Source organism: Nonomuraea sp. NPDC052129 (assembly GCF_040680095.1).
In the GTDB taxonomy this organism is placed as follows: Bacteria; Actinomycetota; Actinomycetes; order Streptosporangiales; family Streptosporangiaceae; genus Nonomuraea.
The window spans coordinates 1-12088 of record NZ_JBFAVX010000018.1 but is presented as its reverse complement, the minus strand read 5'-3'; the positions used below and the strand labels follow the sequence as shown (position 1 = coordinate 12088).

Below are 12088 nucleotides of genomic sequence, written 5' to 3'. Positions count from 1 at the left end.
GTCATCGGTTCGCACGCTCCCTGGTGGCGTAGACGGCGGCCAGGATGATGACCGCCTGGACCATCTGGGTCCACGACTGCGGCAGATTGTGCTTGATCAACGTCGCCGCGAGCAGTTGCATGAGCAACGCGCCCATGACCGTGCTGAGCACCCTGATACGCCCGCCGGTGAGCGGCGTGCCGCCGACCACGACGGCGGTGATCGCCGACAGCTCGATGAACAGGCCGAGCGACGTCGGGTCACTGGCCTGCAGGCGGGCCGTGGCCAGCACCCCGGCCAGCGCGGCGAGCAGCCCGGAGATGACGTACACGATCAGCAGCACCCGTTTGACCGGCAGCCCGGACAGCTCGCTGGCCGACCGGTTGCCGCCGATCGCGACGACCTGGCGGCCGAACGTCGTGCGCCGCACCACGAACAGCACGATCAGCGTCAGCCCCGCGGCGATCAGCACGATGACCGGGATCCCGGCCATCGAGCTGCTGCCCAGCGCGATCAGGTCCGGGTTGCGGAACTCCACGAGCTGCGGCACCAGGACGTTGGCGATGCCGCGTACGCCCACGAGCAGCGCCAGGGTGGCCACGATCGGCTGGACGCCCACGTAGGCGACCAGGGCCCCGCCCGCCGCGCCGACGACCGCCCCGCCGATCACGGCGACGATCAGCGCGGGCAGCGCGCCGTACCCCAGGTAAAGGGCGACGAGCGCGGCGGCCAGCGCCATGACCGAGCCGACGGACAGGTCGATGCCCTGCGTGCCGATCACCAGCGCCATGCCCAGCGACACGATCACGATGGGCGTGACCTGGACGAACTGGGTGCGGAAGTTCGACGCGTCGAGGAAGTGCGGCGTGAACAGCACGTTGAACAGCAGCAGCGCCAGCACGGCCGCGTACACCCCGTAGTCCTGCACCCAGGCGAAGATCCGCGGTTTGAGGTCCGTCATCGACATCGCCCCGCTCCGAGGCGCCGGTTTCGAGGTGAGCTCAGTCATCGGACCGCCCCGCGATCGTCGCCGTCGAGGTGAGCGCGGTCATCCGCGATAGTTGCCATGATCCTCTCCTCGGTCACCTCGTCGCCGGTCAGCTCCCCGACGACCGCGCCCTCGCGCAGCACCAGGATGCGGTCGGCGCCCTCGACCAGTTCCTCCAGGTCGGAGGAGATCAGCAGCACGCCCAGCCCCTCCTCGGCCAGCTCGTCGATCAGCGCCTGCACCTCGGCCTTGGCTCCCACGTCGATGCCGCGGGTGGGCTCGTCGAGCAGCAGCACCTTGGGGCGGACGGCCAGCCAGCGGGCCAGCAGCACCTTCTGCTGGTTGCCGCCGGACAGCTCCGAGACGAGCTGGTTCGGCGAGGCCGCCTTGATGCGCAGCCGCCGCATGAAGATCTCGACCATCCGGTCGATCTTCGCGTCGGACACCACGCCCGCCCTGGCCAGGGCGGGCAGGGCGGCCAGCGCGATATTCTCGCGGACGGACAGCGTCGGGACAATGCCCTCGGCCTTGCGGTCTTCGGGCAGCAGGCTGACGCCCGCCCTGATGGCCGCGGTGGTGGAGCCGCCGCGCAGCGGCAGCCCGGCCACGAGCACCTGCCCGCCGTCCAGGGGCATCGCACCGACGATGGCCTTGGCGGTCTCGGTACGGCCGGCGCCGAGCAGACCGCCGAGGCCCACGACCTCGCCGGGTCGTACGGACACGTCGATCCCGTCCAGGATGTGCCGCCGAGTGAGGCCGCGCGCCTCGACGGCCGGTGGCTCCTGGCCGTCGGCGGCGCGGTGGCGGTCGCGGGAGAACCTGGTCAGGCCGTCCGCTTTGACCTCGTTCAGGTCGCGGCCCAGCATGAGCGAGATGAGCTTGAGCCGGTCCAGCCCGGCCAGCGGCCCGGTGTGCGCGACGCGGCCGTCGCGCAGCACGGTGACCCGGTCGCACACCTGGTAGAGCTCGTCGAGCCGGTGGCTGACGTACATGACGGCGATGCCCTCGTCGCGCAGCCGCCTGATCACCCCGAACAGCGTCTCGACCTCGCGCGGCTCCAGGGACGAGGTGGGCTCGTCCATGATGACCACGCGGGCGTCGACGGCCACGGCCCTGGCCAGGGCGACCATCTGCTGGGCGCCGATGCCGAGCGTTCGCAGCGGCCGCCGGACGTCGGTCTCGACGCCGTAGCCGGACAGGACGCGGGCGGCTTCGGCGTACATCTTCGTGGCGTCGATGACCCCGAATCGGCCGCGTGGCTCGCGGCCGAGCAGCAGGTTGCGGGCGACGCTCATCATCGGGACGAGGTTGACCTCCTGGTAGATGGTGGAGATCCCGGCGCGCTGCGCGTCGAGCGGCGTGCCGAAGGCGGCGGGCGCGCCGTGGTGGCGCAGCTCGCCGCCGTCGGGATGGTACACGCCGGTGAAGACCTTGATCAGAGTGGACTTGCCGGCGCCGTTCTCCCCCACGAGGGCGTGCACCTCGCCGGGAAGGAGGGCGAGATGCACACCGTCGAGAGCGAGTACGCCGGAGAAGCGCTTGCTGATCCCCTTCGCCTCGAGAACCGCTGCCAACTCAGTACGCCTCACCGAGGGAGTCCTTGGCGTTGGACGTGTCGTAGTCGCGGTCGGAGATGATCACCTTGTCGGGGATGGCCTGGCCGTCGAGGAACTTCTGCGCGGTCTCGAAGGCGAGCGGCCCGAAGCGGGGGTTGGACTCGATGACCGCGTGCAGCCAGCCGTCGGCGATGCCCTGGACGGCGCTGCGGGTGCCGTCGACGGACACGATCTTGATGGTGCCCGCCTCCTTGCCCGCGCCCTTCAGAGCGGTGACGGCGCCGAGCGCCATCTCGTCGTTCTCGGCGTAGATGCCGTTGATGTCGGGGTTGGACTGGATGAGCTGCTCGGTGACCTGCTGACCCTTCTCGCGGGCGAACTCACCGGTCTGCTCGAAGGAGATCGTGATGCCGGGGGCCTTCTCCTTGATCCGGTCCTTGAACCCGTTCGTCCGCTCGGTGGTGACGTTGTTGCCGGGCGCGCCCAGCAGGATGGCGACCTTGCCCTTGCCCGCGAGGGCGTCGATCATCCGGTCGGCGGCCCGCTTGCCCTGCTCGTAGAAGTCGGAGCCGATGAAGGTCAGATAGTCGCTGCACGCCTTGGCGTTGATCTTCCTGTCGACCGTGATGATCGGCACCTTCTTGGCCGCGGCCTGCTGGAGCACCGGCTCCCAGCCGTCGGAGTTCAGCGGCGCGATGACCAGGAGCTGCGCGCCCTGGGCGATGAGCTGCTGCACGTCGGTGATCTGCTTGGAGAACTGCGACTGGGCGTTGGTGACCTTGAGGTTGGCGATGCCGAGCTTGGCCGCCTCGTCCTTGATCGACTTGGTCTCGGCGATGCGGAACGGGTTGGCCTCCTTCTCCGATTGGGAGAAGCCGACGGTGGCCGTCTTGAGGTCGAACTTCTTGCCGCCGAACTGGTCGAGCGTGCACGTCGGCCCGGCCGTACCGCTGGGGCTCTGCAGGACCTGCTGCCCGGCCGTGCTGGTGGCGGCGGGCGCGCTCTGCGGCTCCTCCGCCTTGGCGCAGGCCGACGCGGTCAGGAGTACGGCCAGCGCCAGGCAGGCTGTCCGGAGATTCATGGGGGTTCCTTCCTATCAGGCGCAGGCCGGGCTGATCTGCCCGGTGAGCGCCCGGTTGGCGGCGCTGACCCGCTCGACGTCGGGCTTGGTGACGGCTCTGTCGTAGGTCATGAGGCCGTTGAGCTCGGTCTCGACGTCGGTGGTCTGGGTGTAGATGGCGGCGCTGAGCTGGTCGCAGGCGTGCAGCTTCTGGAGTTCCTGGATCATGCCGACGTAGCGGGTGGTGAGGGCCGCCGGGTCAGGCTCGACCGCGTAGCCCCAGCCACCGCCCGACCAGGTGTGGCCGATGAGCGGGAGTCCCAGGCCGCCGTACTCGCCGATGACGACCGCGCGGGTGCCGGTGGGCTTTCCGGGGACGCCGGGGCCCGGGTAGATGTGGTAGTCCTTGACGTCGCCGTTGCCGCCGTCCTGGGCGCCACAGCAGTTGATGCCGCTCATGTTGTCGACGAGGCGCGAGGGGTCCCAGCTCTTGACCAGGTCGGCGATGCGCGCCTGGTCGTACTGGCCCCAGCCCTCGTTGAAGGGCACCCACATGACGATCGACGGGACGCTGCGGTGCTGGTCGACCATCTCCCGCAGCTCGACCTCGAACTGGGGCTTGTCGCTGGTCCTGAACATGGCGGGCATGTCCTGCCAGACGAGCAGGCCCAGCTTGTCGGCGTGGTAGTACCAGCGGTCGGACTCGACCTTGGTGTGCTTGCGTACGGTGTTGAAGCCGAGCTTCTTGGTCTGCGTGAGGTCGTACTTGAGCGCTTCGTCGGTGGGGGCGGTGTAGATACCGTCAGGCCAGAAGCCCTGGTCGAGCGGGCCGAGCTGGAAGACGGGCCGGCCGTTGAGCAGCATGCGGTTGTTCTTCAGCTCGATGGAGCGCATCCCGAAGTAGGACGAAATATCGTCCTTCTTGGTACGGACCTTCAGGTCGTACAGGAAGGGCTTGTCCGGCGACCACAGCTTGGGGTTCGGGACCGGCAGCCTGAGCTCGGTGCCGACGGGGCCGGTCACGGTGCCCACGACGCGGTGGCCGTCCTTGGCGACCACGGTGGCCGTGCCCGCTGCGCCCTGGACGGTCACGCGCAGCGCCTGGCCCGCGACGTCGGGGACGGTGTCGACGCGCTCGATGTGGTCCTTGGCGACGGGCTCCATCCAGACCGTCTGCCAGATGCCGGAGACGGCGGTGTACCAGATGCCGCTCGGGTCGAGCCGCTGCTTGCCGATCGGCTGCGCGCCGGAGTCGGTCGGGTCGGCGACGCCGACGACGAGCTCCTGCCGGCCGCCGCGCTTGAGCGCGTCGGTGACGTCCACGGTGATGCGGTCGTAGCCGCCCTTGTGCGTGCCGACCTGCTTGCCGTTGACGTAGATCGTGGCGTCCCAGTCGACCGCGTCCAGATGCAGGAGCAGTCGGTCACCGCTCCACGAGCGCGGCACCTCGAACGTCCTGCGGTACCACATGCGGTCCTCGTGGCGGCCGATGCCCGACAGCTGCGACTCCACCGGGTACGGCACGACGATGCGCTCGGCCAGGTCGCGGCCGGCCGGGGCGGCCTCGCCCTGCTTGGCGGCGGCGAACTGCCAGACGCCGTTGAGGCTGCGCCACCTGTCCCTGACCAGCTGGGGGCGGGGGTACTCGGGCAGCGGATTCTTCCGGTCGACGTCCTTGGACCAACGGGTGCTGAGGATGTATTTGGAGTCGTTGAGGACGTACGCGTACGGGAAGGCCGCCACCGGCGTGCCGTCGGCGTAGCTCAGGCCGGTGCCGTCGTAGGTGGCGCGGAGTGTGTTGCCCGCCTTTGCCGGAACCGGATATTGCAGCTTAAGCACCACCGTGTCCCGATTTTTCAGAGCTGTGGAGGCTATGGGCCATTTGGTGCCTGCGACCGTCAGCGCCAGGTGGTCGGTCAGGGTGGTCGGCAGCGAGCTCAGGGGCTTGGCGAACGTCAGCGTGGCCAGATCACCGGAGGCGCCGACCGACGCGGCCGCCGGTCCGGGCGGGTCGAACCCGTCCGGCAGCGTGAACGCCGTCGCCGGGACCGCGGCCTTCGGCTGGCTGGCGCTCTGCCAGCGCAGGTGCAGGTTCGCCCCGCCGAAGTGCTCGAAGTACTCGACCTTGATGTCGTAGTCCTTGCCCGCCTCCAGCGCGATGGGCGTGCCCACCTGCTCCCTGTCCCAGTCGTCCACCCAGTGGTCGATGACGGCCTTGCCGTCCACCCAGAGCCGGAAGCCGTTGTCACCGATGATCGAGAAGGTGTACGTCTCGGAGTACGCGGGCCGGATCTTGCCGGTCCACCGGACGGTGACGTCGTCCTCCCGGCCGGCCAGCAGCTTGAACACGGGGTTGAGATCGCCCTGTTCGAGGCTCGGATCCACGACACTGGCCTTGAGCTCGCCGAAGTCGAACGCGCCGGGCGCCGAGGCGAGGTAGTAGTCGCCGCGCAGCCCGTGCCGTTCGGCCGCGGCGCCCGCGGGGGTGGGAACCTGCCATAACACGGCCAGCAGCACGGCGATCATAGCCGCGAGTGACTTTCGCACGGAGTGTCCTTTCACGCTGGGGGGCGGAGGGAGCAAGCGGAGGACCGCGGGACGACGACCGGACAGACAAGACGCATGGCATGTCCTTCGATCAGGATCGGACAGGTTATGACCCTGTCTGGCTCCCAAATAAGCACCCGTGGACCGAGCCGGTCAAGATTTCCGATCAAATTCGTTCTCATATGATCAGAGGTGAGCCGGAGTTGAGCATTCGACTATGATCGGGACGTGAGCGACACGCAGAGCGACGGCCGACGGCCGGTGTTCGCCGCAGAACGCCGGCAGCGCATCCTCGAATTGGTGCGCGCCAACGGCGCCGTGTCCTTGCGCGAGCTCGCCCAGTCCGTGCACTCCTCCGAGGTGACCGTCCGCCGCGACCTGCGCGCGCTGGAGTCGGAGGGCCTGCTCAACCGCCACCACGGCGGCGCGACCCTGCCCGGCGAACTGTCGCGGGAGGCGGGCTACGCGCACAAGGTCTCGCTGGAGTCCGCCGAGAAGGGCGCGATCGCCGACCTCGCCTCGGCGCTGGTCGAGGACGGCGACGCCATCGTGATCGGCCCCGGCACCACCACGCAGGAGTTCGCCCGCCGCCTGACCAGGCACGCCGAGCTCGCCGTGGTGACCAACTCCCTGCTCGTCGCCCAGGTTCTGGCCGGTTCGCCGCGGATCGAGGTGATGCTGACCGGCGGCACGCTGCGCGGCTCGATCCTGGCCCTGGTGGGCAGCGCGGCCGAGCACTCGCTGTCCGGGCTGCGGGTGCGCCGGGCGTTCATCTCCGGCAACGGGCTCACCGCCGAGCGCGGCCTGTCCACGCCGAACATGCAGGTGGCGGGCGTCGACCGGGCGCTGGCCGCGGCGGCCGAGGAGGTCGTGGTGCTGGCCGACCACACCAAGATCGGCGTCGACACGATGGTGCAGACCGTCGCCGCCGAGCAGATCGACCACCTGGTCACCGATGAGGGCGCCCCCGGCGACGTGCTCGACGAGCTGAGCGGCAGGGGCGTCAGGCTGCACGTCGCCCGGATCTGATCGAATGTGACACTTCTGTTACTGGATTGTTTCCTGCCGCGACCACGATCGAGGCGGAGGCAACCGTGCTGCAGGTGGCTGGAGTTCTCAAGACATTCCAGGGCGTGACCGCGCTCGACCACGTCACGCTCTCCGTGCGCCCCGGCGAGGTGCATGCGCTGATCGGCGGCAACGGCGCCGGCAAGTCCACCCTGGTCAAGGTGCTCTCCGGCGCGTGCCAGCCGGACGCGGGCCAGCTGCGCTACCTGGGCGAGCCCGTCAGGTTCGGCTGCCCGGCCGAGGCCCGGCGCGCCGGCATCGCCACCATCCACCAGGAGACGAACCTCGTCCCGACCATGAGCGTCGCCCGCAATCTGCTGCTCGGCCGGGAGCCGCGCGGCCGCCTCGGGCTGATCGACTTCACGGCCGCCAACGCCCGCGCCGAGCGGATTTTGGCCGAGTACGGCCTGCGCACCGACGTCCGCAAACCCCTGGGCACGCTGGGCGAGGGGGCCAGGCAGCTCGTGGCCCTGGCCAGGGCGGCCACCGCGGACGCCCGGCTGGTCATCATGGACGAGCCCACCTCGGCACTCGAACACGCCGAGCTGGAGATACTGTTCGGCGCGGTGGCCCGGTTGCGCGACGAGGGCCGCTCGGTCGTCTACGTCACCCATCGGCTGGAGGAGCTGTACGAGGTCTGCGACCGCGTCACCGTGCTGCGTGACGGCCGCGTCGTGCACACCGGCCCGCTGACCGGATTGGATCGGCTCCGGCTGGTGTCGCTCATGCTCGGCAGGCCGTTCCACCCCGTCGAGGAGCCGCACTCCGCTGCCCAGCCCGACGAACCAGGCGACGACCCCGTCCTGGAGGCGAAGGGGCTCACCCGCCATCACGTGCTGGACGGCGTGTCATTGGCGGTGCGCGCGGGCGAGGTCGTCGGCCTCGGCGGCCTGCTCGGCGCCGGACGCAGCGAGACGGCCAGGGCGATCGCGGGTGTCATGCCGGTGGACGCGGGCCAGGTGACCGTGGCCGGGGCGGCGGCCCGCAAGTGGTCGATCAGGAGCGCCATCCGCGCCGGCGTCGGCCTCGTGCCCGAGAACAGGAAGACCGAGGGCATCATCCCGACCCTCTCGGTGCGCGACAACATCGCCCTGGCCGCGCTCCCCCGGCTGTCCCGCGCCGGAATCGTCTCCGACGCGCAGATCGACGGCATCGTGGCGACGTTCATGAAGCGGCTCGGCATCAAGGCCGTCTCACCCCGGCAGCCCGCGGGCGAGCTGTCGGGCGGCAATCAGCAGAAGGTGCTGCTGGCCCGCTGGCTGGCCATGCACCCCAAGGTGCTGCTGCTCGACGAGCCGACCCGCGGCGTCGACGTGGCCACCAAGCTGGAGATGCAGGCGCTGCTCGACGAGCTGGCCGTCGACGGGCTGGCCATCCTGCTGATCTCCTCGGACGTGGCCGAGCTGGCGGGCAACTGCGACAGCGTGGTGGTCCTGCGCGACGGCGCGATCAGCGAGCAGCTCAACGGCGCCGAGGTGACCGAGGACCGCCTGCTCGCGGCCCTGGCGAAGGCTTAGCTCCCCGCCAGGCGCTCAGGCTTTGCGGCCACGATGATCGCGTACCCTATTTCCGGCGTTTCGATGAGCCGGGCCACGAACGGCGGCGGCTCGATCACGCCGTCGAACTCTGGGAACTCCTCACGCAGTCCGGCGATTCTCTCGACGATGCGATGCAGTGTCGGAGACATCGTGTGTTCGGAGATGTCGATGATCTCTTTCAGCGCGAGTCCGCTGTCCGCGATGAAGCCGGGATAGTTCCGCAGCGGGATGATCGAGTCAATGTGGGAGTCGTGGTAGGAGGCCTCCAGTCTGCCGCGCTGCTCGTCAGTAAGGGGGGCGCGCTCGACCAGGTTGGCGATGACCAACACCCCGCCGGGGTCCAGGACCGTGCCATAAAAGTCGTTCCGCTTGATCGACTCGGCGATCAAGTCCGCGTCCACATGCCTGTGGGCCAGCTGTTCAGGTCCAGCATGGCGGTGATTTCAGCGACCCAGGCGCCGGGCCGGACCTGCCGGTCGGCGTCGTAGGCGGGCGTCCAGGCGCTGTCGGGCAGGCGCAGGATGGCCTGCTGGATCTCCTGAGTGAGGGTGAAGCCGATCGAGTAAGAGAGCCGCCTGCCCGGCCGGGTCAGCCAGGACAGGAAGTCGAGGGTTCCGCCGCCGGGTAGGTGCTGGGCCAGGCGGACGCGGTCAGTTCGCCCTGGGCGAGCCCGGGCCCGTGCTTGCCCGCGTCAGGCGAGTCATACGTCGCGTTCTGTCGGGGCGACGAACCTGGTCAGGAGAGTTTGGAGGGTGTCGAGTTCGGCATCGGTGAATGATCCGAACAGGTCTTCCGCGGCGCCGGCCGCGAGGCGCTGGGCGGTGTCGAGAGCGTCAATGCCCTTGTCGGTCAGGCTGAGATTGGCCACCCGTTTGTCGGTGGTGGACCGGACCCGGGAGAGGTATCCGAGGGTTTCGAGGTCTTCGACGGTACGGACCATGCCCGCCTTGTCGCTGCCGGTCTGTTGGATCAGGTCACGCTGGGTCGAGACGCCGTCGCGGCCCAGGAGCATCATCACGCCGAAGTGGCGGCCGGTCAGGCCGAGCGAGGAGAGGGCGTTGTTCAGCGTCCCGGCGGCTCGTTGGTGCGACTGGCGCAGCAACAGGCCGAGTTGGAGGTCGACTCTCCGCGGTTTCGGCATGGTCCCATCCTATGTTAGATTCAAATGGATCGGATTCAAGTGAATCTATTTGGTGAAGCGAGGACGGCGTGTGACGACGACACAATCAACGGGGGATGCCGCCGTGGCATGCAGGCTCGCGCCGCGCTGGCCGTGCTGGGTGTTCCGCATCACGAGCACAGTCGCGGTGATCATGCTGTTCGATCAGGCGGTCTTCGCCGGTCAGTTCCTCTCCGGCAGCTACGACTCACTGCACGTGCACCGCGAGAACGCGACCTTCTCCGGCATCTCCGTCCTCATCTCTACCGTCGCGGCCGTACTTCAGCGCTGGCCCGGACGCGGACCCTGGTGGCCCATCCTGGCCTGCCTCGGCCTCTTCGGCCTGATCGCGCTGCAGATCGTTCTCGGTTTCTCGCGAGCGATCAGCCTGCATATCCCGCTCGGTGTGGCGATCATCCTGCTCGCCACCGCTCTCGCTGTCTGGGCCTGGAGACCCCGATGACCGAGGAGAAGCGCCGGATCACGTTGAGCCGCCGGGCGTTCATCGGCGCCGGCCTTGTCGCCGGCATCGGCCTGGGAGTGGGGATCCCGTTCTCCTTCGGCGCGGCCGGATCCACCTCGACCGGCAATCTGCTCCGCAGCCGGTTGCCACTCCCGCAGCCGTTCACGATGCCCTTCCAGACCCCGCCCGTACTGAAGCCGGTGCGCAGCGACGCCGATACCGATTACTACGAGATCACTCAGACCGCGGCGACGGCCTCGATCCTGCCCGGGGTGAAGACGGAGATCTGGGGCTACAACGGGATCTTCCCCGGCCCCACCATCGTCAGCCGACGTGCCCGCACGACCATGGTAAGGCACACCAACAACCTTCCCGTTCCCACGGTCGTGCACCTGCACGCCGGCCGTACCCCGCCCGACAGCGACGGATACCCGATCGACTTCGTCTACCCCGTCGACAGGTCGTACATGAACCAGCACATGAGCATGGACCACATGAACATGGGCGGCTCGATGGTCGGAGACACCACCGAAGGCCACCGCTCCTACACCTATCCACTCGACCAGCGCGCGGCGATGCTCTGGTATCACGACCACCGGATGGACTTCACCGGCCCGAGCGTCTGGCGCGGACTTGCCGGCCTCCACTTCGTGCGAGACGACGAAGAAGACGCTCTCGGCCTGCCCTCCGGCCCACGCGAGCTCCCTGTCATGATCACCGATCGCAGCTTCGCCGCGGACGGCTCTCTGTCCTACCCGAGCATCGACGGGAGCCTGATGAGGACACCCGGCGTCACCGGCTCATTCGTCGCCGGCGTCCTTGGAGACGTCATGCTCGTCAACGGCACCCCCTGGCCGGTTGCCAGAGTCGAGGGCGCCACATACCGCCTGCGCATCATCAATGCCTGCAATGCCAGACGCCTCGACCTGCGTCTCGACCCGCAACCTGATGGCCTCCTGACACAGATCGGCACGGACGGCGGGCTCCTGGCCGCACCCATTCGTCATGAGCATGTCGAACTCGCCCCCGCGCAACGTCTCGACGTCATCATCGACTTCTCCAGCTACAAACCCGGAACCGCGGTGACGCTGCTCAACGACTTCGGTGACGGGAACATGTCCCAGATCATGCGCTTCATCGTTGGCGAGAAGGCCGACGAGCCGTTCACCGTTCCCGACAAACTCTCCACAGTCGAATCGCTCACCGCGGCCCAGGCCGTCACGACCCGCACCTTCCGCTTTCAATCGGGAGACGTAAACCATATGAAGGGCTGGCTCATCGACGGGCAGCCATTCAGCCCCGACGACATCGCCGCCGCGCCGAAGCTCGGTACCATCGAGGTCTGGCGGCTCATCGCCGACTTCCATCACCCCGTGCACCTCCATCTCAGCCCCTTCCAGGTGCTCTCCCGAGGTATCGGCGGCCCCGGGGCATTCGACGCCGGATGGAAGGACACCATCGACGTACGGGCTTCGGAAGAAGCAGCAATCGCGATCAGATTCGACGGTTATCCCGGCAAGTACGTCTTCCACTGCCACAATCTGGAACACGAGGACATGGCCATGATGGCCAACTTCACCACCCGATGACCGAGGAGGCCTTCGGTCCGGCCGGACCCCTACCGGCTGGCAGCCAGAGGTTGTCACTTCAGGTGTGTAAAGATCGTTCCTGAGAGCTTGAGAGCGGTCTTTACCTGATGCGGCCTGGATAGGCGATGTCGAGTTCGATGA

General features: G+C 68.4%; 10 protein-coding genes and 1 pseudogene. 4 read left to right on the top strand and 7 right to left on the bottom strand.

Annotated features, from left to right (window positions below; all coding sequences use genetic code 11):
* Position 1: 1 nt before the first annotated feature.
* From AB0L53_RS33060 to AB0L53_RS33045, 4 genes are read right to left on the bottom strand one after another with little or no spacing between them, the layout of a single operon-like run.
* A complete protein-coding gene (locus AB0L53_RS33060; protein WP_364002271.1) occupies positions 2 to 946 on the bottom strand; it encodes an ABC transporter permease in 945 nt (314 codons plus the stop codon).
* 38 nt (positions 947 to 984) lie between these two features.
* Positions 985 to 2556: a sugar ABC transporter ATP-binding protein gene (locus AB0L53_RS33055; protein WP_364002268.1), complete on the bottom strand. Its 1572-nt coding sequence runs from the start codon at positions 2554 to 2556 to the stop codon at positions 985 to 987.
* On the bottom strand, positions 2543 to 3604 hold the full coding sequence (locus AB0L53_RS33050) for an ABC transporter substrate-binding protein (protein WP_364002265.1): 1062 nt from the start codon (positions 3602 to 3604) through the stop codon (positions 2543 to 2545). Before AB0L53_RS33050 ends, AB0L53_RS33055 begins: the two co-directional genes overlap by 14 nt.
* 15 nt (positions 3605 to 3619) lie before the next feature.
* Positions 3620 to 6130, bottom strand: coding sequence for a PA14 domain-containing protein (locus AB0L53_RS33045; RefSeq protein ID WP_364002262.1), 2511 nt, complete (start codon positions 6128 to 6130; stop codon positions 3620 to 3622).
* Between the two features lie 228 nt (positions 6131 to 6358).
* Here AB0L53_RS33045 and AB0L53_RS33040 point away from each other — a divergent pair, with 228 nt between their 5' ends.
* Complete coding sequence (locus AB0L53_RS33040; RefSeq protein WP_358542685.1) at positions 6359 to 7159, top strand: DeoR/GlpR family DNA-binding transcription regulator; 801 nt, start codon at positions 6359 to 6361, stop codon at positions 7157 to 7159.
* A gap of 65 nt (positions 7160 to 7224) precedes the next feature.
* On the top strand, positions 7225 to 8715 hold the full coding sequence (locus tag AB0L53_RS33035) for a sugar ABC transporter ATP-binding protein (protein WP_364002259.1): 1491 nt from the start codon (positions 7225 to 7227) through the stop codon (positions 8713 to 8715).
* On the opposite strand, the gene AB0L53_RS33030 is transcribed toward AB0L53_RS33035, so the two are convergent.
* The 3 genes and pseudogenes from AB0L53_RS33030 to AB0L53_RS33020 all read right to left on the bottom strand — a co-directional run bounded on the left by AB0L53_RS33030 (position 8712) and on the right by AB0L53_RS33020 (position 9877).
* Positions 8712 to 9125: a hypothetical protein gene (locus AB0L53_RS33030; RefSeq protein WP_364002256.1), complete on the bottom strand. Its 414-nt coding sequence runs from the start codon at positions 9123 to 9125 to the stop codon at positions 8712 to 8714. The genes AB0L53_RS33035 and AB0L53_RS33030 overlap by 4 nt on opposite strands.
* Before the next feature lie 11 nt (positions 9126 to 9136).
* Positions 9137 to 9355: pseudogene (locus AB0L53_RS33025) on the bottom strand (IS1380 family transposase); the annotation flags it as partial.
* A gap of 81 nt (positions 9356 to 9436) precedes the next feature.
* On the bottom strand, positions 9437 to 9877 hold the full coding sequence (locus AB0L53_RS33020; protein ID WP_364002253.1) for a MarR family transcriptional regulator: 441 nt from the start codon (positions 9875 to 9877) through the stop codon (positions 9437 to 9439).
* 103 nt (positions 9878 to 9980) lie between these two features.
* Here AB0L53_RS33020 and AB0L53_RS33015 point away from each other — a divergent pair, with 103 nt between their 5' ends.
* On the top strand, positions 9981 to 10358 hold the full coding sequence (locus AB0L53_RS33015) for a hypothetical protein (protein ID WP_364002250.1): 378 nt from the start codon (positions 9981 to 9983) through the stop codon (positions 10356 to 10358).
* Positions 10355 to 11947: a multicopper oxidase family protein gene (locus AB0L53_RS33010; RefSeq protein ID WP_364002247.1), complete on the top strand. Its 1593-nt coding sequence runs from the start codon at positions 10355 to 10357 to the stop codon at positions 11945 to 11947. The genes AB0L53_RS33015 and AB0L53_RS33010 overlap by 4 nt, the downstream gene beginning before the upstream one ends.
* Positions 11948 to 12088: the final 141 nt, after the last annotated feature.